Below are 23,876 nucleotides of genomic sequence, written 5' to 3' on the forward strand. Positions count from 1 at the left end.
TTCTCAAGATAGTGTGAATGGATTCCCGCCTTCGCGGGAATGACGGAGGACTTACAGCGCTTTCGCCATAATACGATTAAGACGTGCAATAAACCCTGCAGTATCCGCAAGCGTCTCTCCCTCATAGAGTTTCGCTTGATCGAGCAACACATGCGCCGCATCGTCGATGAGGTTCATATCCGCTGAATCACTGAGTTTTTTGATCAACTCATGGTTCGGGTTGATTTGGAGGATCGGTTTCGGAGCCGGGAAATCCCCGCCCATGTTTCCGAACTGTTTCATCATCTGCGCCATCATGTACCCTTGGTCTTCTTTATCGACTTTCAGACATACGGCTGACTCGGTGAGATCAAAGGTCGTTTCGACTTTCGATACGTTTTCCCCAAGAGCATTTTGGAGCTGTCCGACGAAGCCCTCTAGGCTTTTCGCTTTCTCTTCGTGCTCTTTTTTCTCCTCTTCGGACTCTTCGAGTTTCGCATCGGTGACGTTGACGAATTTATAGTCGTTGTACTCGCTCACCATCGGGAATACGATCGTGTCGATCTCTTCGTTGAGCACCAACACATCGATCCCTTTGGCTTTGAAACGCTCTAGGGCAGGGGAGTTTTTGAGCATTTGGAGAGACATTTTTGCCGTGATATAGTAAATCTCTTTTTTCTCGGCATCGACACCCTCGACGAATTTGCTGAACATTACCGGCTCGTGAGCATTAAGTGTGTTGAGTTTGAGAAGCTCTAGGATTTTCTCACGGTTTCCGAAATCGCTGTAAAGACCCTCTTTGAGGACGTTTCCGAACTCTTTATAGAACGCGTCGTATTTTTCGGTGTCGTTTTCCGCCAATTTAGCAAGCTCGCCCAACACTTTTTTGACCGATGCGTTTTTGATCTTCGCCATCACGCGGTTGCTTTGCAAGATTTCGCGGCTGACGTTGAGCGGAAGGTCGGCAGAGTCGATCACCCCGCGAAGGAAACGAAGGTAGGTCGGCATAAGCTCTTTTTCATCGTCGGTGATGAAGACGCGGTTGATGTAGAGTTTAATACCGCTTTGGTAATCAACGCGGTACAAGTCCATCGGCGCTTTAGACGGTACGTAGAAGAGGGTAGTGTACTCTAACGCCCCCTCCGCTTTGTTGTGCATCCAAATAAGCGGCTCAGATGAATCATGCGCGATGCTCGAATAGAAATCTTTGTACTCTTCGTCGCTGATGTCGTTTTTGCTTATTGTCCACAGAGCGTTAGCCTTGTTGATTTGTTTGTTAACGATCTCGTTGTGACCTTTTTCCTCACCCTCTGCCGGTGCTACCCACTCCTCTTTGTCCATAAAGATCGGGAACGGGATGTGGTTGGAGTATTTTTTAACGATAGAGTCGATGCGGTGCGTTTCTAGGAACTCCGCTTCATCGTCTTTGAGATGCATGATGATCGTCGTACCGTGAGAATCGCGTGTTGCGGGTTCGATATCGTATTCGCTTCCCGCCATGGATGACCATTTGTACGCGCTTTCTTCACCCGCTTTGCGAGAAATAACTTCGACTTTGTCCGCTACCATGAACGACGCGTAGAATCCGACCCCGAACTGACCGATGAGTTTGGAATCTTTTTTCTGATCGCCGCTGAGTTTTTCCAAGAACGCTTTGGTTCCCGATTTCGCGATGGTTCCGAGGTTCTCAACGAGATCGGTCTCGTTCATACCGATACCCGTATCGCTGATAGAGAGTGTTTTCGCCTCTTTGTCGATGACGATGTCGATGCGCGGAGCGAAGTTGACCCCTTTGTAGTTTTCGTCGGTAAGGACGAGCATGTTTAGTTTATCAAGTGCGTCGGAGCTGTTGGAAACCAACTCGCGGACGAAAATCTCTTTGTTGGAGTACAAAGAGTGGATCATGAGATGCAAGATTTGTGAGACTTCAGTCTGGAACTGATGTTTTGCCATGTGACTATCCTTTATTGTTTAAAAATTTGAGCTGTGATTGTAACAAAATAGTTTTAATAATGCAAGAAGTATCAAGTAAGTTTAGTCAAATGCACTAAACTTACTTTTTGTAATGTTTTTTTCTTGTACTTTTCTTTTTAGAAAAGAAAGATATGTACTTTTCTGTTTAGCCGAAAAGTACCAAAAGAGCATACCGCAATCCAAAAACGCTTCGCTCCTCTCGGCACGACTGCCTCCGGAGCGGCTCTAGGTAATGGATTGCGGGAATTTAATGAAAACAATGATGCCCTCACAGCACACCAAGAGCAAGGTCGCGTGCCGTAGGGCTAACGCGTACCGCTAGCGTTCTGGTGTGAGGGCGATTTTCTTTTGTTTACTTTTCTTATGAAAAAGAAAAGTAATAAACTAGTATTTAATGTGGGTAAGATAAAGCCCATTATGCGGCGCAATATCGGTAGTATGGCGCTTTACACAGTTGATTTGTTCTATCAGCTGTTCTTTCGTCGCTTTCCCCGCCGATATACGGAGCAAAAAACCGACCATCAGGCGGATTTGGGAGCGTAAGAAGCCGTTTCCTTCGAAAACGATGATAAAGTGCCCTTTGTACGAGTAGGCATAGGCACGGTAGATGATTCGGGTATGGTGTTCCAAATCGTTGCCGCTTTTTTTAAAAAACTCGAAATCATGGGTTCCGACGAAACAGCCTATCGCATCACAAATTGCTTCACGGTTGAGGCTCGGGACGAACGTGATAAAGTTATCCTCGAACGGATTGCTAAGTCCCTCTTTGATGACGTATCGATAGACACGGCGCTTGGCACTGTAGCGGGCATGAAAATCATCCTCCACGAACTCGATGCGCTGTATCCGCATGGAGGGGGGGAGCTGAACGTTGAGCATTTCACGAAGACGGTGCAGGTCGGTCCAAAAATCGGGGAGATCGACATGGATAACCTGATGGGTAGCGTGAACGCCGCGATCGGTGCGTCCTGAAGCTTTCGGGGTGGCGGTGATTTTAAGCCGATGCAAGACGGTGATAAGATGTCCCATCACGGTGTTATCGGTATTGGGCTGCTGTTGAGACCCCATGAACGCCGAGCCGTTGTAGCTCAGTGTTATTTTTACACGGCTCAAAAACGGCTCCCTACCAGACGTTTATAAAAACTGTAGGTGATGATCAGCCATACCAAAGTGACGACCCATATCGTGTGAAATCCGAGCCATTGCTGAGTGATGATGGCCGCCGCATAAAAACCGACGATGGAGAGAAAAAGCCACAGGTATATCCACCGTTTTTGGTGTCGGGCATGGACAATCCCCAGCGCAATCATCAAGAAGACGGAGATAAGGGGAAAGAGGCTGAGCAGAGTGTTGGTAATAAAGCGTTGGGTTTTCCGTTCACGCAGTTCGTTATTGGTCCAATAATCGAGCGTATTGCGGTATACCATCGGATCGGTGGAGAGCTTGTCGTTGATATAGCCGGTTTTAAACAGCATGGTTCGAAGAAGAATATTGTCATAGCTGTAGCTTACGCCGTTGTCCAATCGCAGCTGTAAGACCCCTTGTTTATTGATCAATTCAGCTTTGTCGGCTTTAATGAGGATTTCGTCTTTCATCGATTTGTTAAAAAGGATGACATCCCCGAAAACACGCGATTGCGGATCGTTTTTGTTGATGAAGAGCATCCAGTCGCCGAAATGGTGTCCGAACTCCGAAGCACCCAGATTGAATTTGGCTTCCGCCCTTTTTTTCTCCAAAAAATTGGCGGAGATGATTTTGATGTAAGGGGTGACGACGACAAAATTGACAAACAGCAAAAGCGAAAGAAGCAGTGCAGGGACGGCTAATATCCGTGCCACAAAGAGGGGAGATATCCCAAGTGAGAAGACAACTACCATCTCGTTGTCGTTGGAGAGGCGGTACAGTGCCAGCGCGCCGCCGACGACGAAAGCGATGGGGAGCGTGTAAAAAAGGAGCTCGGGAACGACAAAAAGATAGAGTTTCGCCATCTCTGAGAGTGTGATCTGAATGACCGCCGTATAGGTGGCGAGCTTGATCATAAAAATGACCGAAGCGATAGCAAATAGAGGTAAAAAAATCGAAAAAAAGAGGATCGAAAGATTGGAGAGGATATATCGGCGTAATTTATCCATAAATACCCACCAAAATATTATTGACATACGTGTCAAACATCAAAACGATCCAGCATCCCATCGCTAAAAACGGGATAAACGGAAGCTCTTTGGACTCTTCGGTTTCATCACGGGTAAGAATCAGTGCCGGAAGGGCCAAAACGGCGCCCAGAAAGACGGCTGCCAGTCCCAGTTTGATTCCCAGTAATGCCCCCATCGTCGCGGCAATCATAATGTCCGCTTCACCCATAGCCTCTTTTTTGATGATATAGGAGATGTAAAAACGCAGAAGTGAAAAACCTCCGGCAAACAGCAGGGCGTTCGTAACGTTGTAACCGAGACTCTCCAATGAGGTTACGCTGAAAACGGCAACGGTGAGTGCACCGAGGTTGAGGCTGTCCGGTACCATTTTGTAGCGGTAGTCGATGGCGGAGAGGGCAAGGAGGAAATCAAACGTTACGGCGATGCCGAGCGCTTGGAACGTCAGTCCGAATTTCAGTGCGCTGAAGAGAAAAATAAGGCCGCTGAGAAGCTCAATCAGCGGGTACTGCATCGAAATCTTTTCACCGCAAAATGCACATTTACCGTGGAGAAACAGCCAAGAGAGGATCGGGATATTGTGCCAAAAACGCAACGGCGTACTGCAGCTCATACAGTGCGATGCGGGGAAAGATATATTCTCATTCAACGGAATACGGAGTATCACGACATTCAAAAAAGAGCCTATCGCAGCTCCCAAAACAAAAATAAAAGCTAATTCCATCAGTTCAATCCTCCGAAACGTCTCTCAACGGTTCTAAATTTTTTGATTATCGATTCGAGTTCATCGGTCGTGAATTCGGGCCAAAGGGTTTTGGTAAAAAACAGCTCCGCATACGCCGCCTGCCATAAAAGAAAGTTCGAGAGGCGGTGGTCTCCCCCCGTCCGGATCAGCAGATCGACGTCGTGGGTGCAGTCGAGGGCGCGGGTAAGCGTTTCTACGCTTAGAGGGCCGTTTTCACGCAGAGCGTTGGCGGCACGGACGATTTCGTCGCGTCCTCCGTAGTTCAGTGCCAGACACTGCGTCAGGCCGTCGCATTGTGCAGTCGCGTTTTGGACATCGTCGATAACGCTTCGAAGCGATTTGGAAAATATGCTCAGATCGCCGATCGGCTCGAATCGGATATTCCCTTCCAGATAGGTGGAGCGTTCGCTTTTGAGATAGCGTTCCAAAAGCTTCATCAAAAATTCGACTTCGATTTTCGGCCGTTTCCAGTTTTCGGTACTGAACGCATAAAGGGTAAGTCGGTCAATTTCGCTATGGCGGGCGCAGTAGGTAGTGATGGCACGTACGGTCTCCGCCCCTTTTTCATGTCCGTAGGTTCGGTTTTTTCCCTGAGCTTCAGCCCAGCGGCCGTTTCCGTCCATGATGATCGCGATATGGCTGGGGAGATTGCTCATAAACGGGCCGCTTCGTCCAAGAGGGTGAGGGAAAGGGTGAGTTTATCCATTGTGCTTAACGGCACGGTAGCACCTTCTGTGATAAAGTCGATCCGGTTGGTATCACTGCCGAACGGATTGGACTCGTCGATGACATTCAGACAGACCGCATCGACTCTCTTGTTTGTTAAGAGCTTTTTGGCATTGTTCGCCGCAACGGTTGTATCGGTTTCGGCTTTGAACGCAACCGTCTTTATCCCCTCTTTATTGCATGTGCTCAAGAGATCGATATTCTGTTTCATCGGGATATTCCAATGCTTTCCGATGATCTCTTTTTTGAGTTTTCCGTTTTGCGGATGCTCGGGGATATAATCGCTGACCGCCGCCGCCATAAACAAAAAAGGCTCTTTTTGGATTAAGGCTATCGGCGCGTCATGGATGAGAGAAGCTTTGGAAAGTTTCCCTTTTTTGGCGATGCGGATTGAATCGGTGAGATATTCCCCCATCTCTTCGGAACTTTCGACATCGATGGTATGGATCGTATTCGGAAGATTAGATTCAAAGCGCGTAGCGATCAGATTTACGTCCGCTCCCCGTAAAAACAGCGCGGTTGCGAGTGCGGAGGCCATTTTGCCGCTGGAGCGGTTGCTGATGGTGCGTACGTCATCGAGTTTTTCGATCGTTCCGCCCCCAGTCACTATGACACGGCGATCGCTCCAAAAATCGTTTTTAAGCAAAATACGGGCACTCTGCCAGAAAATCTCCTGCGGTTCGGCCATGGCACCGTCACCCACGACCTGACACGCAAGCTCTTTGGTCTGTGTCGCGATGATCTCGTAGTTGGCGATGGCGAGCATTTTTTGGGAAGCTTGGATCATCGGGTTTTGGATCATAGAGGTATTGGCCGAGGGGGCGAGAAGTTTGATCCCGGGATAGGCGAGGGCGCACTGGGTGAGGATCGTATCGGCGATACCGTTGGCGAGTTTGGCAATCGTGTTGGCGGTAACGGGGGCGATGACGAGCAGATCCGCCCACTGGGCGATCTTAATGTGGTTGAAATCATCTGCCCATGACTCATTTGTATCATCCAGAACGCGGTTGCGGCTTAATGCCTCGAAACTGAGCGGTGCTACGAATTTTTTGGCGGAGGGAGTCATTACGACCCGAACCTCGGCACCCGCTTTGATGAAGAGTCGGAGGAGTTCGAGCGATTTATACGCCGCAATCGACCCTGTGACACCGAGGAGGATTTTTTTCCCTCTCAAAAGATTGGACGGGATCTCCATTATTTCCCTTTACCGAAAAATTTGGTGAAAAATCCCGCTACTTTACGGATCGGGGTACGGCTGAGGATGAGGATGTCGCTCTCGTATTTTCCCGCCGTGACAGTGGTACCTGCAGCGATCATGACGTTATCGGCTATTTCTACGGGAGCGACAAGCTGGGTATCGCTTCCGACGAAGACGTTTTTACCGATAATCGTTTGGTATTTTTTCACCCCGTCGTAGTTGCAGGTGATGGTTCCCGCACCGATGTTGCTCCCCGTATCGATAGTAGCGTCGCCCAGATAGCTCAAGTGTCCCGCTTTGACTCCCGTAAGGGTTGATTTTTTCACCTCGACGAAGTTCCCGATATGGGTCCCCTCCAGTACGCTAAGCGGGCGCAGATGGGCCAACGGCCCTACGTCGGAATTTCGAACGGTTGAGTCTTCGATGATGCTGTGGGCTTTGATGTGGGAGTTTGCGATGAGGGTATTGCCGCAGAGGCGCGCACCGTTTTCGACGATACATTCCCCCTCGAATTTTACCCCTTCTTCGATATAGATTGTCTCAGGCAACTGCATGATTACCCCCGCATCCATCCAAAAACGGCGGATGCGATCCATCATAATCATTTCGGCCCCAGCAAGATCGTTTTTCGAGTTGACCCCTTTAAACTCCACCTCTTCGACATACAGCGGTGAGATACTCAAACCGTCGTTGCGCGCCATCTCGATAACGTCGGTGAGGTAATATTCCCCTTGGGCATTGGCGTTGGATAAACGGGGGATATACGTTTGGAGGACGTGGTGTTTGAAAGCATAAACCCCCGCATTGACGGTATTGATCGCTTTTTCATCCGCAGAGGCATCTTTTTCTTCGACAATTCTCAAAACGGAGTTGTTTTCGATAACGACACGGCCGTATCCGCTCGGATTGTCGAGAGGGATAACCGACATAACGATATCAGCCGGATTGGCGAGGAATTTTTCGATGGAAGAGCGCTCTATCAGCGGCATATCTCCGTTGAGAACGAGGACATTGTCGTATTTCGGTTTCACTCCCATCATCGCGCCGCCCGTCCCCGGAAAATTATCGGCATCCTGGGTGATGAACGTCAAATCGGTGAAATGTTTTTCCATCGCGGCGATGACGGCATCTTTTTGATGGGCGACGACGACGATGACGTCATCGGTAATCTCTCGTGCGGCTTTGATACTGTAGTAGAGCATCTCACGACCGCAGATTTCATGGAGTACTTTCGCTTTGGGCGATTTCATCCGACTCCCTTTTCCGGCAGCTAAAATGACGATGGAGAGAGAGTTTACCATACAGGCTCCTGAGATTATTTCCTGCAATTTTATCAGAATTTAATGAAGATACACCCTTAGATTGTGGTATTATCGCCTCATTAAAACTATTCTTTAATTCGCGGAGTTTTGTTTGGGTCGTTTAGCTTTTTTTCTCTTTATGATCCCGCTGATGCTATGGGGTGCCGATCCGCAGGTTCCGGCAATGAATTTCAACCTCACCGCACCCGAAACTCCCGCCGAAGTCGTCAGTTCCCTGAATGTATTGCTGGTTCTCACCGTCTTGTTTTTGGCACCGAGCCTTGTACTGGTGATGACCACGTTTACCCGTTTTGTCATCGTATTCGGTTTTTTGCGTCAGGCATTGGGGACACAGCAGGTTCCCCCGACACAGCTTTTGGTTATGCTCGCTTTGATCTTGACCGTATTTGTGATGGAACCTGTGGCGACGAAAGCGTATGATGAGGGGATCAAACCCTACAGCGAAGAGAAGATCACCTACGATGAGGCATTTGAAAAAACGACTGAACCGTTCAAAAATTTCATGGTGCGCAATACCCGTGAAAAAGATCTGGCCCTCTTTTTGCGTATCCGTCACATGCAAAATCCCCAATCGATCAAAGAAGTACCCCTCACTATCGTGATTCCCGCGTTTATGATCAGTGAACTGAAAACGGCGTTTGAGATCGGATTTTTGCTCTTCTTGCCGTTTTTGGTCATCGATATGGTCGTGGCTTCCATTTTGATGTCGATGGGGATGATGATGCTTCCGCCCGTTATGATCTCGATGCCGTTTAAGATACTTGTTTTTGTCATGGTGGACGGGTGGAATCTGCTGATCGGGAATTTGATCGCCAGTGTTAAATAAATGAATAGTGATATCAAAACACGCTTGCGTGTTTGGGCTCTCTGCCGAAGAGAACACAGCGTTAGCGCAGACAACAGGGGTTTTACTCCTGTGTCGTATTAGGAAATAAAATGAAATGTGAATATTTTGGTATCTGCGGCAGCTGCCGCGATTATGAAGAGGGATACGAGGGGCAGCTTGAGCGCAAAGTCTCGGCCGTTCAAGAGCTGTTTTTTCCCTTATATTCAGGGAATATCACCGTTTGCCCTTCTCCTGCCGAGAGATACCGATCCCGTGCCGAGTTCAAAATCTATCATGATGATGGCGGGATATCGTATGCTATGAACCGGCTTGACCGTCAGGGAGCATTGAAAATCGAGCGGTGCGGGATCGTTTCACCGTCTATCGCATCGGTTATGGAAAAACTTTTGATCGAAATCAGCGATCTTGGGATCTCCCATAAGCTTTTCGGTGTCGATTTCTTAGCCTCGGGAGAGGGAGAGATTACCCTCAGTATGCTCTATCACAAAGCACTGGACGACGAGTGGAAGAGCAAAGCGCATGAACTGGAAAAACGGCTGGGAGTTTACGTTATCGGACGCAGCCGTAAACAAAAAGTGGTTCTTTCCCAGGATTACGTTACCGAAACACTGAACATCGGCGGCCGTATGTACCGTTATATCCATATTGAAAACAGTTTTACCCAGCCGAATCCGAGAGTGAACGAACAGATGATCACATGGTCTTTGGGACAAATCGATAAAATCGGCGGCGATCTTCTCGAACTCTATTGCGGTGCGGGAAATTTTACGATTCCGTTTGCAACCAAGTTTGACCGTGTCCTGGCAACGGAGATTTCCAAAGCCTCCATCCATGCGGCGAAACAAAATATGGCCCTTAACGGTGTCGGGAATATCGAGTTCGTCCGCCTCTCGGCAGAAGAATTTACCCAGGCACTCGACGGCGTACGCGAATTTCGCCGTTTGGAGGGATTAAACGTAGCCGATTATCATCTCAAAACTCTTTTTGTCGATCCCCCGCGCGCCGGTTTAGGTGAAGAACCGTGTGCGTTTGCATCGCGCTTTGATCATATTCTTTATATTTCCTGCAATCCCGAAACGCTTCTTCGCGATTTGGAGATACTGAGCCGTACCCATACGATAGAGGCTATGGCGGCATTCGATCAATTCCCTTATACCCACCATTTGGAGATGGGTGTAAAGCTAACGAAAAAAGGATGCGTGTGAGAGCAGTTTTAGTAAGCGCTTTGTGCGCGATATACCTGTACGGTTCCAATGACCCGCAAGCCATTGTGAATGAAGTAGCGAAACTACGGCAAAAATACGAAGAGTGCCGTCAAGCACAAAACAGCCTTTCACCTTCTGATGCGGCGGTAAAAATTCAAGGGTATCAAAAACGCCTCGCCGTTCTCGAAAATCAGATCAAACAGCGTGAAAATGAGATGCTGCAAATCAAAAAGCAAAAAACAGAGATGGAACGGGACCTTTCCCAAAAGCAGGGGGTAATCCGAAGCATGGAGAAATCTCTGACGACAAAGGACCAGCAATACCGCCAAACAGTAACCCAAAAGGAAGCTCTTGCTAAAGAGGCCAATGCGGTTAAAGTGGGGAAAATTGAACGTGAAAGTATGAAAAATGCGTTGCTCAAGGCAAAGGCGGATCTGGAAAAACTTGAAAAGTCGATGGGTAAAAATGATAAAGAGGTGATAGTACTGCGTGCTTCTTTGGCAACTGCCAAAGCCGAAATCGAAAAACTTCGTGCACAGCCGCTTGCCCAAGGGCAGAATACTGCAAAACTTCCGGTAAATGTTCCTGCCCCTGTTGATCAAACTCCGAAAATCAAGGCGCTTCAAAGCGAGCTTGCCAAAGCCAATGCATTGATTACCCAACTGCAAAAAGCACCGGTTCAGAGTGCTGTACAGGAAAAAATCGTCATAAAAACAGTCGAACCGACCGAAAAGATCGTTGCGTTGCAGCGTCAGCTTGCATCGGCTCAGGCAACAATTTCGAATCTTCAAAAAGGGGTAAAAACCGTTACCCAAGAGAAAATTGTCGAAAAAGTGGTCTACAAAGACCGTCCTGTCATACAGGAGAAGATTGTGACCAAAGTGGTCGAACCGACCGAAAAAATCGCCGCATTGAAGCGCGAACTTTCCAATGCACAATTAACGATAGCCAATCTTAAAAAAGGGTCTTCTCCTAAAGTCGTCGTGCAAGAAAAAGTTGTTGAAAAAGTGGTGTATAAAGATCGTCCGGTAACCGTCGAAAAGGTTGCGGCTAAAGCGGTGAATCCGACGGAACAGCTGAACAAAGCACTGCATCAAAAACTGGCACAAAATGAGACACAGACCGCGAAACTCAAAGCACCTGCAACGCAGAAACTGACACCGCCGAAAGAAACGAAACTAGCGGCTGCCGCTGTTCCCGCAAAAGCTCAGAAAGTATCGCAAGCGACAAAAACTCCTGTTAACACTCCGTCCGAAACACCGAAAAAATCCTCCCCGTCCGCCTATCGTATGGCGAAAAATGCTCCGATTTACAGTGCTCCGGGCGGATCGGTAATCGATACGTGGGAAGAGCGACGATCGTTTACGTCCGGAACGGCAAGCAACGGATGGGTTAAGATTACGGGGTATTTCGTGAATCGTGTCTGGCAGAGAGCGGATCAGGATATGTGGGTAAAAGAGAGCGACGTTATCAAACGATAACGTAGTCTCGTAAGAGGCAATTTTCAGTGCCATATCGGTAACCGAGCGGGCCCTGCGCTCCGTCGGCGTTCAAATAAAACGGTATTAATAGCCGTCGTATGGCAGTTTTGCCTCTCTCCATCCGAACATAAATCCGTTTTCGAGATTATACGCCTTGATCCCCTCTTTAGCCAAAAGATTGGCGGCGGCAGTTGAACGGGGGCCGCTTCGGCAGACCAGAATGACCGAATCGACGTTGCGGAGTTTCATCGCTTTCATGACGTCGCTGACGAAGTTTTTGTTGAAAACTTCTTTGGCGTCATAAAGTTTTTGGGTATCGACATGCCCTTTTGCCTTGTCGGTTTTGACTTCAAACTCGGAACTTTTCACCCGTTCTTCGATCGATTTGGGGATATAGGTCCATTCATAGGCCGGGATATTGATAAATCCTTCGCCGTGTCCGGTATAAATATATTCGAGAGTGGTTCGGACGTCGACAATAATCGCCGTCCCTTTTTTTTGCATATCGTACGCTTCGGCGGCACTCACATCCCCCTCGTAAATATCTTCGGCATTCAAAGCCGCGCAGGCAAGGAGAATAAGCAGCAGTTTTTTCATTGATTTAATCCTCTGGAAATTATAAACGCGAATTGTATCTGTATGAAGATTATAGGCAGATGAAAAAAATTAATGTACCATTACAAAAAAGAATGTGGAACTTATGACAGAAGTTATTAAGATTATTTATGTAACTGATTGGGCCGTAGAAAATTATCTTCCCAACCGTGACCCATTCGGCGATGTAATATTAGGGCTTGATGCTCAAATCACCATTCAAAATAGCGTGCCGGAAACGTTTGACGAGATCGATCTCTTAATTCTTCATCCGATGCAGATGAACAGCTCGATTTTCGAGACGATCAGCCGGAGTAAACTGGAAAATCCTGCCATTAAGACCGTTGTTATCTCGAGTGCACACGGAAGCGATCTGTTTTTGCAGGCGATAGATGTCGGGGTAGATAAATATCTCCTCAAACCGCTTCTCCCCAGTGCCGTACAAAAAGTTGCCGAACGTCTAATACGTCAATCGTTGGAGGCAAAACAGGCTCAAAAAGCGTTTAAACAGATCAATCTGATGTTCGGAGCCATCTCGAAGACATCCCTTTTGATCCGAATGGAAGAGAACGGGCTTATTATTGAAGTCAACGATCTGCTGTGCCGTTTGTTGGGCTACCAGAGCGACACGATGATCGGCAGTCACTGGATGCGGTTTGTCGAGCGACGTTTCTGGAATTTTTTACGTTCTTTGGTGCGTGAACGGCTCAGGGCGGGTGAAATCTATCGGGGAATTCTTGAAATGGTGAATGCCAAAGGGGAACCGATAACGGTTGACAGCACGATTTATGCTATTCGCAATCAGCATCAAGAGATCGAAGAGATCGTCTGTATCGCGCAGGATGTCAGTGAAGTCAATCGTGCGATTTTGGCGAGTGTGGAACAACTGATCGATTATGAATCTTCACTGACTGTTTTGTTTAACCACCGCTATGAAGCAATTTTGATTAATAAAAAGCATTTGGAATCAAACGGATTTAAGAACAATGAAGAGTTTTTTTCATCGTGTGCATTATGCAGATGGTATGTTGAAACATCTCACGGTTTGGAACAGATTACCGAGAGCGGAGCTAGCCGAAAAGAGGTATTGGAGTCTATTTTTACACGTGTTAACTCCGGGAATATTGAGGGAAGATTGGTGATGGAATATCTAAATCTTGACAAGCAATTTTTTACCGTACACATCAGTTCGATGCCTAATCCGATGATTCGAAGCGAAGAGTATCATATTCTCTATTTTATCGATGTTACCCATTTGGAGCGGCTGAAAGAGGATAAGATCAATGATGCCAAACTGATGAGTGTCGGTCGTCTGGCGGCGGCAATAACCCATGAGATCAATACCCCGATCACGTATATCAAAGGGAATCTGGAATTGCTTGAATGGGAGTGTGAGGAGAAAATGCCCGAAGCGGTTGCTTCGTTTCAGCCGATTCGTGAGGGGATAGCGAGAATAGAATCGATTGTGAGTTCAATGTACGAATTTGCCGGTACCGGCAAAGAGGAGATGAAGCCGTGCAATATCAATATGACGTTAATCTATGCTCTTCGGATCATTTTGAACCGTTCCAAACATATCGCCCCAATCTGGATCAATGACGCTCTTTTTACGGCTTTGAGTACTTATGATGCGACAGCATGTATGACGATGGGAATATCAAATCGGTTAGAACAGGTGTGGATAATATTATTAAATAATGCGTTAGATGAATTTGAAAAGGGTACAATACCGTATGAAAATCGCCGAATCGATATTCACTTTAATTGTACTCAAGAGCTGATTAATATCACTGTGAGCGATAATGCAGGGGGGATACCTGAATCTATGCTGGAAGGAATCTTCGATTTTGCGATAAGCGGAGAGAAAAAAAAGAGTATGGGTATAGGGTTGAATGTAGCCAAAGCGATTATTGAGAAACATGGCGGAAACATTAAAGTGCGGAACGAGAATCAGGGTGCCGCATTTAAAATAAGTTTGAAAACGTATGAGGAGAAAGCGGATGTGGTTTGATGGAGAGAGCGTAAAACTAAAGGAAGAGAATCGTCTTTTGCAAGAAGAATGCAACGGACTTAAAGCCCAATTGGCACTCTACAAAGAGATAGCGGCTTTGAGTGACAAAGAAGCTGTAGTTGTCCTAAATGCTCAAGGAGAAGCGCTTTTCTTCAATTCACGGGGCGAGGAAATCGTCAACAAAGATGCCGTAGTCCAAGAACTCTCCAAAGGGCTGAATGAAATTGTCGTCGGAGAGTGCGAAGCTTCGGTTGTAAGCAAAAATCTCAGCCAGGGGATGAAAGGATTTATTTTACATAAATCATCGGTAGTCGGCGGTGAAGAGGGCGGATTGCTGGAGATGCATCAGCAGAGCATCAAAGGGGCTTTGAACGCGACCCAAAAAGTATTCATGGATATTCTTGAAAAACTCAAAGAAATGGTTCAGCAGTCCCGCGAAACGGCGGAAGGTTCCGTCGAGGGGCTAAAAATTTCAAATCGTGTCGATGAGTATATGAACAATCTGGCTGAGCTGATGGAGGGGACACTCGCTACTACGGCCAGTTTGGTGACACGATCAAATGAAGTATCGAGCGTTATCGCACTGATCAAAGATATCGCCGATCAGACCAATCTCCTTGCGCTCAATGCCGCTATCGAAGCGGCTCGTGCCGGTGAACACGGACGGGGTTTTGCCGTTGTCGCCGATGAAGTACGAAAACTCGCCGAACGGACGCAAAAAGCGACGAAAGAGATTGAAATCGTCATCCAATCGATGCAGCAGGATACCAATGAGATTGAATCCGCGACGGAAGAACTTTCCGGTATCGTCGCCAGTACAAAAGACGAAGTTTCGCAGCTAAGTAATCGTATGGCGATATTCCAACGTAATTCGTCACGCAGCGTGTATGAAATTATGGATATCAGCAACTATATTTTCAGCAACTTGGCAAAAATAGACCATGTAATTTTCAAAAATAACGTCTATGCGTTCTTATTCGGTCAAGCCAACGACTTTAAACCGGTGGATCACCATTCATGCCGGTTAGGTAAATGGTATGAAAACGGAGTCGGCAAAGAGCAGTTTGGGCATCTTAAATCATACGCTATGCTGGAGAAACCGCATGCCGCCGTCCACTCACAAGCTAACGCGTTGATTGCCGACTGCGGCGAAGGGAAAAAACTGTGCTCGCGTACTCAGATCGAACAGCGTATTAAAACGATTGAAGAAGCAAGCCACGGTGTTTTTGAAGCTTTGGATGTATTGGTAGCCGAAAAATCGGAAGATTTGATGGGAAGTGCTATTGAAAAATTGTTTGGAGGGTTAAAATGATACGTTTGTTAATTGTGGATGATGAGCAGTCTATCGGTACGATGCTTGAAAAAGCACTGGGACGTTCGGGTGATTTCAAAATAACCTATATTGATAATCCTGTAAATGCGCTCAGCCGCTTTCGTGCCGGGGAGTATGACGGTGTTTTGTTGGACATTATGATGCCCCAAAAAGACGGTTTGAGTGTTTTGGAAGAGATTAAAACGAAAGACCCGGAGTGTGTGGTTGTCATGATGACCGCCTATTCGACACTGGATAAAGTACTGCAAAGCCATAAAGTCGGAGCGGACCATTATCTTCTCAAGCCGTTTGACTCGTTGGCAAACGTAGAGAAAAAAATACGAGAATTGGTCAAAGTACGTTCCTGATTTTCGGGAGGTTCGCCTTCCGTTTTTTTTTGCCTAAAAATTTAATCCTTAGTAATATAGTATGAATACTTGACAATAAGAAAAAGCTATATTAGAATGGTGAAAAATTTAGGAGGAAACAATGGCTCAACAATGTCCTTTGATTTTTCGTCAGGTTGATGCAACCGTTGTTCGGATCAATACTCTCTTTGTAGTTCTCGGTATTATCGGATTCATGGTTACCTACAACACGTTGATCGTCTCTTTTTTAATTGTCGATTTTTTTCTTCGTCTCTACGGGTACAAACAGTTCAGCCCTATTAACAGAGGCTCGTTGCTTATCCAGCAAAAGTTGTCACTGGGCATTAAAATGGAAGATGCCGGTGCTAAGCGTTTAGCCGCATTTTTCGGGCTGGTATTCAGTATATTCTTGCTTGCCGGGACACTTTTGAATGCATATGCGGCGGTAACGGTTATCGGAGGAATATTTCTTTTTTGTGCATCATTGGAGTTATTTTTCGGATATTGTGTTGCGTGTAAAATTTATTACATCGCCAAAAAAATCTATCCGAAATGGTTTGAGTAATGGCGGCACTCTCATCCAAAGCGATTTACGGACTTGCCGCTATGCATGTGCTTGCCCATGCACCCCGTTCGCGAGCGATGCAGGTAAGAGAAATTTCGGCTATGACGCAGATATCGCACGGATATCTTGAACAGCTTCTTTCCATTTTACGCAGAAATAATCTCGTCAGCAGTATACGGGGTGCATCGGGAGGATACAAGCTTGCCCGTCTTGCACACGAAATCGAAGTCATTGAGATAATCGAAGCGTTAGAAGGGCCCTTTTACAAGATCGAAGGAAATATCGGATCAAGCCTGATTTTAGAGTATTTTTGGAACGACATAGAAGAGAAGATGCGCACTCTTTTCAGTATGAAGCTTTCCGAACTTGACCAGGCATACCAGCCCCATTTTTATGAAATATGATTTTAGTATTGCTGTGTACGTTTTGATTCGATAAGCTTACGTTTTTCCATCATCATCAGCTCAATTTCATGGGCATTTTTACCGCTATAGACCTGCTCTACCCATAGATGGCTTTTTGCATTGACCTCTTCGTAAAAATCTTGGAGCGACGAACCTTTTTTAGTCGCTATTTGCGTTTTGTAAAAAGGCTCGACTCGAACTTTTTCTTTGGGTGCGGCATATTTTGCTAAAACCGCTTCGCTTGTTTTATTGATTCGCATACTGTTCTCATTTTGTTTGAATACAATCATGCAAGCAAATACCGTACCTAAATTTTGGTATTCCAAGTGCGGATTTATCGTGTAAAATAGCATTATGAATATATCATCATTAATCCTTATCGGAGCATCAACAGGCGGTCCGGGTCGAATTTATTCGATTCTTTCGGCATTGGAGAGTCATTTTGTCGGCTCTGTCGTCATAGCGCAGCATATGAGCGCTCCGTTTATCCCCAGTTTTATCAATCAGCTTCAATCTATCGTTTCGCTTCCTATCATTTCTGTCAATGAACCTCAAAAGATAAAACGAGCGCATATTTATGTCTGCTCCGTTACGTCCGAGTTGGTTCTTAAAGGCGGCGAAGTATGGATTGAACCGATGGAAGAGGGTGATTACCCCTATAATCCTCAAATCGATCGGTTATTCGCATCCGCATCGTCTCTCCCCGCATCTATGAGACGCTTAGGGATTATTTTGACCGGAATCGGTGATGACGGTGCCCTCGGTGCCTTGTCTCTTTATGAATCAGGCGGAGAATGCCTTTTTGAAAGTGAAGAAAGTTCTATCGTATACGGGATGCCGCGGCGTGCTAAAGAGCTGGTAAGCAATGCGCATGTCGCGGGAATCGTAGAGATAATAGAGCGGATCAAAGATTTCGGAGGGTGCCGTGTTTAGCTGGTTCAAATCGAATAAAACCCCCGAGCCTCAAGAGAAAACGGTTAAACCCGTGGAACACTTTGATAATCCGCAAGCGGTATTGGCAAAGTTTACCGCTATTACCGGGATCCATTTTAATCATAAAGAGGCGATTACCGCTTCTAAACTTATCCACTTTTGCCGAAATCACAATCTTAGTTCGTTTGAGGAACTCGATTTTCGTCTCGGAAACGATCGTCATATTCTTGAAGCATTGATTAATTTGCTGACCGTCAATGAAACCTATTTTTTCAGGGAATCCCGACAAATCTATTTTTTAACGGAGAGAGTCGTTCGGAATCACGATAATGTCCGTATTCTATGTGCCCCCGGCTCGACCGGCGAAGAGCCTTACTCCATTGCGATGGCTTTACTCGATGCGGGTGTTTTTCCGAATCGCATCGATATCGTTTCGTTGGATATTAACAGTGATGTCAGCACCATAGCCAAAGAAGGGCGGTACAATGCCAGGTCTTTGCATAAAACCCCTCTTTCCGTTCAACAGAAATATTTTGTACAAGAGGAAGATTTTTTTAAAATATCGGATGAAGTCAAGCGTCTGGTCACCTTTTATACGATCAATATTTTCGATGACCGTATTTTCGATCTGGGGCGGTTTGATACGATTTTTTCACGCAATATGCTGATCTATTTTGATGAGGCGACGGTTGTCAAGGCTGTTGAACGGCTCGGTCGGCTTGCCCGAAGCAAAGATTCAATATTGTTTTTCGGACATGCCGATTTTGTCAATACGCCCGCTACTTTGCACGAGCATTATGAAGATGGGACGAAGTTTTATTCGGTAGGCTAAAGCCCCTCATTGAGCACATACCATAGCCGCTCTACTTCGTTGTCATCTAAAAAGAGGGTTGATGCACGGGTGTAGAGCCATTCAAACCCTTTCGGATTGATCGAGAGGGTGTGGGAACAGTTTTGGTGTGCGGGTAAAAATGCCCGTATCAGCGAAATATCGTTTTCGATGGGAAGATCGCAGAAGAAACAGTTCAATTCCCGATGCAGTCTCCCCTCATGATCGAGGATACGAATATACGATTCGATGGCTACCCGCTTGGGGTTTTGATCCTTCCACCTTGCCGATGCATCGTTTAGCAGATCGAAGTAAAAATTCCCTATCGATTCGGAATCTTTGAGATGGGGATGAAAAAGGGCGATAAACTGCTGCCACAGCCTCAGCCGCTCATATTCGCCCATCCATGAAAATCCCAGATGGATGACATCTTTCATACGCGGAATGGAAGATTTTAAAGAATATTCCGCTTCGTAGTCAATTTTGAATCCCATATTGATAGGGCTGTGGCGGGCTCCGTAGAAACGGTAAAGGGTCTGTAAGCTTTCCTCGGCTATGATACTGACAATCATATCTTCTTCGCGGGCACGGTTGAGTTTGATAATAAAGCCCTGCATTTTTAGTTCTACTTTTACACGTTTCTTTTTAAATTATTCGTTACTTCCTATTATTTTAACCTTTTTTAACCTGACTATTGTTAAAATAAGAAAATTTCATCTCCCTTTAAACTACTTATGTTTAAAAAGAGATTAAAAAATAACAATTTGCCGAAATTTTTGGTGAAAGGTGACGATTAGAGTGGAATACCAAGACCTATTACGATCATTTAAAGATAACTGCGGATTCGGTTTGATTGCAAACATCAAAAACCGTCCTTCGCATGAAAATTTAGAAAATGCTATTACTGCGCTCGAGAGAATGATGCACCGCGGAGCGGTAGCAGCCGACGGAAAGACGGGGGACGGAAGCGGATTGCTCCTTTCCCTTCCTCACGAATTTATGCGTACCTGCGCTTCGGAAGCGGGGGTTGAACTCCCTGAAATGTACGCGGTTGCCGTAGTTTTTACCCGTGATGCCTCAACATTAGCGCGCTTTGAGCAAATTTGTGTTGCCAATGATCTTAAAGTGGTCCTGAACCGACGTGTACCGGTTGATACCAACGCTCTTGGAGAGCAGGCTCTTGCAACGTTGCCGGAAATTCACCATATTTTTATTACCGCGAACTCTTTGATGGCAAGCCAGCGTTTTGATGCATTATTGTATTTGAGCCGAAAAGAGATCGAGCATGCTCTTGTGGATGATCAAGATTTTTACATCGCATCGATGAGCTCACGTGTCGTTTCGTATAAAGGTTTGATTATGCCGACGCATATCAAAGAATTTTATACCGATTTGCAAAACGAAAATTTCAAAATCTCTTTTGCCCTTTTCCATCAGCGTTTCTCTACCAATACCCTTCCAAAATGGCGTTTGGCTCAACCGTTCCGTGCGGTTGCCCATAACGGTGAGATCAACTCGGTTGAGGCGAACCGCTTCAACGTAGCGGTTAAATCCGAATCGATCAAAAGTGAAGTATTTACCGACGAAGAGATCGCACGCCTTCTCCCGATCCTTCAGCCGGGCGGATCGGACAGTGCGAGTGCCGATAACTTTTTCGAGTTTTTGATCATCAACGGAATGGATTTCTTTAAAGCGGCGCGTGCCGTTATCCCCGCTCCGTGGCAAAATGCCCCGCATATGGACCCGCAGCTGAGAGCGTTTTACGAATACCACTCTACCGTTTTCGAAGCATGGGACGGCCCTGCGGCATTCTCACTGACGGATGGCCGCTATATCGGATGTGTACTGGATCGTAACGGTCTTCGCCCGTCCAAATATATCATTACAAAAGATGATACCCTCTTAATCGCAAGCGAATACGGTGTTATCGATATCCCCGAAGATCAGATTAAAGAGCGCGGACGTTTGCAGTCAGGCCAAATGATCGGTTTGGATCTTAAATTCGGAAAAGTGCTTAAAGACGAAGATATCAACCAGTATCTCAAATCGTCCAACCCGTATATGAAATGGCTCAACGACCATATGATCTACCTTCAGGAACATGTGGAAGAGCAATATTCTACCCGTTGTGAATACGACACAAACAATTTGATCGAGCGTCAGCGCTATTTCAACATTACCCAAGAGGTGGTTGAACAGGTGATCGAACCGATGATGCGAGACGGAAAAGAAGCGGTCGGATCGATGGGGGATGATACTCCGTTGGCGGCGTTCAGTACCGTACAACGCAACTTCTCCGATTATTTCAAACAGCGTTTTGCTCAAGTTACGAATCCGCCGATCGACCCGATACGCGAAAAAGTGGTGATGAGTCTCAACACCGGATTCGGAGAAACGCACAATATTCTCGATGAGATTCCGTCGCATGCGAACCGTCTCAAAGCGATTTCACCGATTATCGTCCGTGAAAAACTTGATGTTCTCAAATCGTTCGGAGATAAAAAATCGCCGCGATATCAATCGTTTTATTCCAATCAAGAGTTCTCAACCGCTTACAGCGGTGCACTGAAGCCGGCGCTTGAAGCGTTGGTTGAAAAAGTGATTAAAGCAGTCCGCGAAGAGGGTGTCCGTATCGTTATCCTGGATGACAGCGGTTTTGACAAAGAGCACAAAGCGATCCCGATGCTAATGGCGGTAGGGCGTATCAGCCGTGCGTTGCTGGATGCAAAAATCCGCCATTTGGCTTCTATCGTCGCCTGTACCTCTGAGGTGATCGATTCTCACGGAGCGGCGACCTTGATCGCGTACGGTGCAAGCGCCGTTTATCCGAGCCTATTGTTTGCAACCGTAGCGGCACGTGCCGAGAACAGCGTCAATGATGTGAACTGTTCCGAAGCGTTTAAATCGGTCCATCATGCCCTCAATGCGGGACTTCTTAAAATCATGTCGAAAATGGGGATTGCAACGATCGCATCGTATCGCAATTCAGGACTTTTCGATGTTATGGGTCTTAGTAAAGAGATTGTTCATGAGTGTTTCGGAGAATCGTATGTGATGATTCCGGGACTCACCTATGAGGATATCGACGCACGACTGGATCGCAATCACAAAGATGCGTTTGAAGTGGGCGGATTTAATAAAATATTCCCGCTTAAAATAGGGGGATACTACAAATTCTACAACGGTCAGGAACACCACGATTTCAGTCCGGATGTGATCCATGCGATTCACCGTGTTTCCAAAACCGGTAAGCGCGAAGATTTTGATAAGCTCAGTGCATTGGTTAACGGCCGCGGACAAAAATTCATCCGTGACTTTTTTGAGTTTAAATCTGACCGTTCTCCGATCGATATCAGCGAAGTGGAACCGAAAGAGGCAATTTTCAAACGGTTTGCCTCGGCTGCAATGTCGCTCGGATCAATCTCACCGGAAGCACATGAGTGTTTGGCGGTAGCGATGAATACCATTGGTGCACAAAGCAACTCGGGTGAGGGCGGTGAAGATGCGGCACGTTTCGGAACGCTCAAAAACTCGAAAATCAAACAGGTAGCATCAGGACGTTTCGGGGTTACTCCGGCGTATCTGCGCTCAGCCGAAGAGATTCAGATCAAAGTAGCCCAAGGGGCAAAACCGGGTGAGGGCGGACAGCTTCCGGGTCATAAAGTCAGCGGCCTGATCGCGCGTCTTCGTTACACGATGCCGGGCGTAACCTTGATTTCACCTCCACCGCACCACGATATTTATTCGATCGAGGATTTGGCGCAGCTGATTTTCGATATGAAACAGGTCAATCCGAATGCGAAAGTGGCGGTTAAACTCGTCTCTTCCGCAGGTGTCGGAACGATTGCGGCGGGTGTTGCTAAAGCGTATGCCGACAAGATCATTATCTCCGGCGGTGACGGCGGAACGGGTGCGGCTCCACTTACCTCGATCAAATTTGCGGGGAATCCGTGGGAACTCGGGCTTTCCGAAGCGCATAACGCATTGAAAGTCAACAATCTTCGCGGATTGGTTCACGTTCAAACCGACGGCGGACTCAAAACGGGTCAGGATATCGTTAAAGCGGCATTGTTGGGTGCGGAGAGTTATGCGTTCGGTACGGGAGCATTGACCATCATCGGATGTAAAATGCTCCGTATCTGTCACGTTAATAAATGTTCGGTCGGAATTGCGACTCAAAACGAAAAATTGCGAAGCGAGTATTTCAACGGAACGGTTGAACAATTGATCAACTATTTCACCTATTTAGCCGAAGATGTCCGTAAAATCATGGCTCAGCTCGGGTATAAAACGATCGAAGAACTGGTCGGGCGCAGCGACTTGCTACGCGTTATCGATACCGAATTTGCACAAAAATTCGATTTCAGTTCGGTGTTGCACCGCGAAGAAGGTTTCAATACCTGCCAAAGCGCTTCAAATGAGCCGTTTGATTCCAACGAGTTTGAAAAAGAGGTTCTCGCTGAGGCGATGGATGCGATCAAAAATCCGGAACGTCCGATCCGAATCGTCCGTGACATCTGCAATCTCAACCGCAGTTTCGGTGCCCGAATCAGCGGTGAAATCGCCCATTACTACGGTGATGGCGGACTTAAATCCGATACGATCCGTATTGATTTAAAAGGGATTGCGGGTCAGGCCCTCGGGGCTTTCTTGATCAACGGTGTCTCAATCCGTCTTGAGGGTGTGGCGAATGACTACATCGGTAAAGGGATGCACGGCGGTAAAATCGTGATCAAATCGAAAAACCAGGGTGAGCGCTTCAGTGCCGGCGGAAATACGTGTCTTTACGGTGCGACGGGCGGTAAACTCTTTATTGCCGGTTCGGTCGGCGAACGTTTCGCGGTACGTAACTCGGGTGCTCTTGCAATAGTCGAGGGGACCGGAGACAATGCGTGTGAATACATGACCGGCGGTGTTGCCGTGATCCTCGGTAAAACGGGTATCAACTTCGGTGCGGGTATGACGGGCGGTTTTGCGTTCGTATACGATCAAGACCACAGTTTTGTCGAAAACGTCAACCGTGAGTTGATCGATGCGCTCCGTATCGATACTGATGATGGGGATGAAGCACGCCACTATCTCAAACGTTTGTTAAAAGAGTATGTAGCAGAGACCGAGAGCGAAATGGCCCAGGAGCTGCTTAAAAACTTCCGTGTTGAAATCCGAAATTTCTGGCTTGTTCGCCCGAAAAACTTAACCAAATTGCCACTCAATCCGGATAAAGGGGACTAAG

The 23,876-nt window shown here is 46.8% G+C and carries 21 protein-coding genes and 1 pseudogene; 12 read left to right on the forward strand and 10 right to left on the reverse strand.

What is annotated here, in order from left to right:
- Window positions 1-51: 51 nt before the first annotated feature.
- The 7 genes from htpG to glmU form a co-directional block, all read right to left on the reverse strand.
- Window positions 52-1,932: a molecular chaperone HtpG gene (htpG, locus tag SULKU_RS05575; protein WP_013459966.1), complete on the reverse strand. Its 1,881-nt coding sequence runs from the start codon at window positions 1,930-1,932 to the stop codon at window positions 52-54.
- A gap of 405 nt (window positions 1,933-2,337) precedes the next feature.
- Entirely contained in the window at window positions 2,338-3,066 is a 729-nt protein-coding gene (gene truA / locus SULKU_RS05580; RefSeq protein WP_013459967.1) for a tRNA pseudouridine(38-40) synthase TruA, read from the reverse strand.
- The gene (locus SULKU_RS05585) at window positions 3,063-4,085 is read right to left on the reverse strand and encodes an LptF/LptG family permease (RefSeq protein ID WP_013459968.1); all 1,023 of its coding nucleotides are present in this window, start codon (window positions 4,083-4,085) and stop codon (window positions 3,063-3,065) included. Before SULKU_RS05585 ends, truA begins: the two co-directional genes overlap by 4 nt.
- On the reverse strand, window positions 4,078-4,827 hold the full coding sequence (locus tag SULKU_RS05590) for a prepilin peptidase (protein WP_013459969.1): 750 nt from the start codon (window positions 4,825-4,827) through the stop codon (window positions 4,078-4,080). The genes SULKU_RS05585 and SULKU_RS05590 overlap by 8 nt, the downstream gene beginning before the upstream one ends.
- The gene (locus SULKU_RS05595) at window positions 4,827-5,504 is read right to left on the reverse strand and encodes a di-trans,poly-cis-decaprenylcistransferase (RefSeq protein WP_013459970.1); all 678 of its coding nucleotides are present in this window, start codon (window positions 5,502-5,504) and stop codon (window positions 4,827-4,829) included. The genes SULKU_RS05590 and SULKU_RS05595 overlap by 1 nt, the downstream gene beginning before the upstream one ends.
- Window positions 5,501-6,769 carry a bifunctional phosphopantothenoylcysteine decarboxylase/phosphopantothenate--cysteine ligase CoaBC gene (gene coaBC, locus SULKU_RS05600; RefSeq protein ID WP_013459971.1) on the reverse strand — a complete coding sequence of 423 codons (1,269 nt, stop codon included), beginning with the start codon at window positions 6,767-6,769 and terminating at the stop codon, window positions 5,501-5,503. Before coaBC ends, SULKU_RS05595 begins: the two co-directional genes overlap by 4 nt.
- Window positions 6,769-8,073: a bifunctional UDP-N-acetylglucosamine diphosphorylase/glucosamine-1-phosphate N-acetyltransferase GlmU gene (gene glmU / locus SULKU_RS05605; RefSeq protein WP_013459972.1), complete on the reverse strand. Its 1,305-nt coding sequence runs from the start codon at window positions 8,071-8,073 to the stop codon at window positions 6,769-6,771. Before glmU ends, coaBC begins: the two co-directional genes overlap by 1 nt.
- A gap of 139 nt (window positions 8,074-8,212) precedes the next feature.
- On the opposite strand from glmU, the gene fliP reads away from it, so the two are divergent.
- The 3 genes from fliP to SULKU_RS05620 all read left to right on the forward strand — a co-directional run bounded on the left by fliP (window position 8,213) and on the right by SULKU_RS05620 (window position 11,627).
- Window positions 8,213-8,920, forward strand: a complete 708-nt coding sequence (gene fliP / locus SULKU_RS05610; RefSeq protein WP_049767008.1) for a flagellar type III secretion system pore protein FliP — start codon at window positions 8,213-8,215, stop codon at window positions 8,918-8,920.
- Window positions 8,921-9,030: 110 nt separating this feature from the next.
- Entirely contained in the window at window positions 9,031-10,146 is a 1,116-nt protein-coding gene (gene trmA / locus SULKU_RS05615; RefSeq protein ID WP_013459974.1) for a tRNA (uridine(54)-C5)-methyltransferase TrmA, read from the forward strand.
- Complete coding sequence (locus SULKU_RS05620; protein ID WP_013459975.1) at window positions 10,143-11,627, forward strand: coiled-coil domain-containing protein; 1,485 nt, start codon at window positions 10,143-10,145, stop codon at window positions 11,625-11,627. The genes trmA and SULKU_RS05620 overlap by 4 nt, the downstream gene beginning before the upstream one ends.
- A gap of 84 nt (window positions 11,628-11,711) precedes the next feature.
- Here SULKU_RS05620 and SULKU_RS05625 read toward each other — a convergent pair whose 3' ends face one another.
- A complete protein-coding gene (locus tag SULKU_RS05625; protein WP_013459976.1) occupies window positions 11,712-12,224 on the reverse strand; it encodes a rhodanese-like domain-containing protein in 513 nt (170 codons plus the stop codon).
- Window positions 12,225-12,327: 103 nt separating this feature from the next.
- On the opposite strand from SULKU_RS05625, the gene SULKU_RS05630 reads away from it, so the two are divergent.
- The 6 genes and pseudogenes from SULKU_RS05630 to SULKU_RS05650 all read left to right on the forward strand — a co-directional run bounded on the left by SULKU_RS05630 (window position 12,328) and on the right by SULKU_RS05650 (window position 16,881).
- Window positions 12,328-14,232 carry an ATP-binding protein gene (locus SULKU_RS05630; RefSeq protein WP_013459977.1) on the forward strand — a complete coding sequence of 635 codons (1,905 nt, stop codon included), beginning with the start codon at window positions 12,328-12,330 and terminating at the stop codon, window positions 14,230-14,232.
- A 514-nt stretch (window positions 14,233-14,746) separates the two neighbouring features.
- Window positions 14,747-15,073: pseudogene (locus tag SULKU_RS15425) on the forward strand (methyl-accepting chemotaxis protein); the annotation flags it as partial.
- 54 nt (window positions 15,074-15,127) lie between these two features.
- Window positions 15,128-15,544, forward strand: coding sequence for a CZB domain-containing protein (locus SULKU_RS15430; RefSeq protein WP_245535167.1), 417 nt, complete (start codon window positions 15,128-15,130; stop codon window positions 15,542-15,544).
- A complete protein-coding gene (locus SULKU_RS05640; protein WP_013459979.1) occupies window positions 15,541-15,912 on the forward strand; it encodes a response regulator in 372 nt (123 codons plus the stop codon). Before SULKU_RS15430 ends, SULKU_RS05640 begins: the two co-directional genes overlap by 4 nt.
- A gap of 121 nt (window positions 15,913-16,033) precedes the next feature.
- The gene (locus SULKU_RS05645) at window positions 16,034-16,477 is read left to right on the forward strand and encodes a DUF4395 domain-containing protein (protein ID WP_013459980.1); all 444 of its coding nucleotides are present in this window, start codon (window positions 16,034-16,036) and stop codon (window positions 16,475-16,477) included.
- Entirely contained in the window at window positions 16,477-16,881 is a 405-nt protein-coding gene (locus tag SULKU_RS05650; RefSeq protein ID WP_013459981.1) for an RrF2 family transcriptional regulator, read from the forward strand. The genes SULKU_RS05645 and SULKU_RS05650 overlap by 1 nt, the downstream gene beginning before the upstream one ends.
- A gap of 2 nt (window positions 16,882-16,883) precedes the next feature.
- On the opposite strand, the gene SULKU_RS05655 is transcribed toward SULKU_RS05650, so the two are convergent.
- Entirely contained in the window at window positions 16,884-17,141 is a 258-nt protein-coding gene (locus SULKU_RS05655) for a hypothetical protein (protein WP_013459982.1), read from the reverse strand.
- Window positions 17,142-17,235: 94 nt separating this feature from the next.
- Between SULKU_RS05655 and SULKU_RS05660 the strand changes: the two genes are divergently transcribed.
- Together SULKU_RS05660 and SULKU_RS05665 are read left to right on the forward strand one after the other, a co-directional pair.
- On the forward strand, window positions 17,236-17,814 hold the full coding sequence (locus SULKU_RS05660; protein WP_013459983.1) for a CheB methylesterase domain-containing protein: 579 nt from the start codon (window positions 17,236-17,238) through the stop codon (window positions 17,812-17,814).
- The gene (locus SULKU_RS05665; protein ID WP_013459984.1) at window positions 17,807-18,646 is read left to right on the forward strand and encodes a CheR family methyltransferase; all 840 of its coding nucleotides are present in this window, start codon (window positions 17,807-17,809) and stop codon (window positions 18,644-18,646) included. The genes SULKU_RS05660 and SULKU_RS05665 overlap by 8 nt, the downstream gene beginning before the upstream one ends.
- On the opposite strand, the gene recO is transcribed toward SULKU_RS05665, so the two are convergent.
- Entirely contained in the window at window positions 18,643-19,260 is a 618-nt protein-coding gene (gene recO, locus SULKU_RS05670) for a recombination protein RecO (RefSeq protein ID WP_013459985.1), read from the reverse strand. The two genes, SULKU_RS05665 and recO, sit on opposite strands and share 4 nt — an antisense overlap.
- 181 nt (window positions 19,261-19,441) lie before the next feature.
- Here recO and gltB point away from each other — a divergent pair, with 181 nt between their 5' ends.
- Window positions 19,442-23,875 (forward strand): glutamate synthase large subunit, encoded by a 4,434-nt coding sequence (gene gltB / locus SULKU_RS05675; RefSeq protein ID WP_013459986.1) that lies wholly within the window; start codon window positions 19,442-19,444, stop codon window positions 23,873-23,875.
- Window position 23,876: the final 1 nt, after the last annotated feature.

Source organism: Sulfuricurvum kujiense DSM 16994 (assembly GCF_000183725.1).
Lineage (GTDB): Bacteria > Campylobacterota > Campylobacteria > Campylobacterales > Sulfurimonadaceae > Sulfuricurvum > Sulfuricurvum kujiense.

Excerpts from the sequence above, each read along its gene's own strand:
- htpG (WP_013459966.1), bottom strand. The coding sequence starts at position 1,932 with ATGGCAAAACATCAGTTCCAGACTGAAGTCTCACAAATCTTGCATCTC.
- SULKU_RS05585 (WP_013459968.1), bottom strand. The coding sequence starts at position 4,085 with ATGGATAAATTACGCCGATATATCCTCTCCAATCTTTCGATCCTCTTT.
- SULKU_RS05590 (WP_013459969.1), bottom strand. The coding sequence starts at position 4,827 with ATGGAATTAGCTTTTATTTTTGTTTTGGGAGCTGCGATAGGCTCTTTT.
- SULKU_RS05595 (WP_013459970.1), bottom strand. The coding sequence starts at position 5,504 with ATGAGCAATCTCCCCAGCCATATCGCGATCATCATGGACGGAAACGGC.
- coaBC (WP_013459971.1), bottom strand. The coding sequence starts at position 6,769 with ATGGAGATCCCGTCCAATCTTTTGAGAGGGAAAAAAATCCTCCTCGGT.
- glmU (WP_013459972.1), bottom strand. The coding sequence starts at position 8,073 with ATGGTAAACTCTCTCTCCATCGTCATTTTAGCTGCCGGAAAAGGGAGT.
- fliP (WP_049767008.1), top strand. The coding sequence starts at position 8,213 with ATGATCCCGCTGATGCTATGGGGTGCCGATCCGCAGGTTCCGGCAATG.
- trmA (WP_013459974.1), top strand. The coding sequence starts at position 9,031 with ATGAAATGTGAATATTTTGGTATCTGCGGCAGCTGCCGCGATTATGAA.
- SULKU_RS05625 (WP_013459976.1), bottom strand. The coding sequence starts at position 12,224 with ATGAAAAAACTGCTGCTTATTCTCCTTGCCTGCGCGGCTTTGAATGCC.
- SULKU_RS05630 (WP_013459977.1), top strand. The coding sequence starts at position 12,328 with ATGACAGAAGTTATTAAGATTATTTATGTAACTGATTGGGCCGTAGAA.
- SULKU_RS15430 (WP_245535167.1), top strand. The coding sequence starts at position 15,128 with ATGGATATCAGCAACTATATTTTCAGCAACTTGGCAAAAATAGACCAT.
- SULKU_RS05640 (WP_013459979.1), top strand. The coding sequence starts at position 15,541 with ATGATACGTTTGTTAATTGTGGATGATGAGCAGTCTATCGGTACGATG.
- SULKU_RS05645 (WP_013459980.1), top strand. The coding sequence starts at position 16,034 with ATGGCTCAACAATGTCCTTTGATTTTTCGTCAGGTTGATGCAACCGTT.
- SULKU_RS05650 (WP_013459981.1), top strand. The coding sequence starts at position 16,477 with ATGGCGGCACTCTCATCCAAAGCGATTTACGGACTTGCCGCTATGCAT.
- SULKU_RS05655 (WP_013459982.1), bottom strand. The coding sequence starts at position 17,141 with ATGCGAATCAATAAAACAAGCGAAGCGGTTTTAGCAAAATATGCCGCA.
- SULKU_RS05660 (WP_013459983.1), top strand. The coding sequence starts at position 17,236 with ATGAATATATCATCATTAATCCTTATCGGAGCATCAACAGGCGGTCCG.
- recO (WP_013459985.1), bottom strand. The coding sequence starts at position 19,260 with ATGCAGGGCTTTATTATCAAACTCAACCGTGCCCGCGAAGAAGATATG.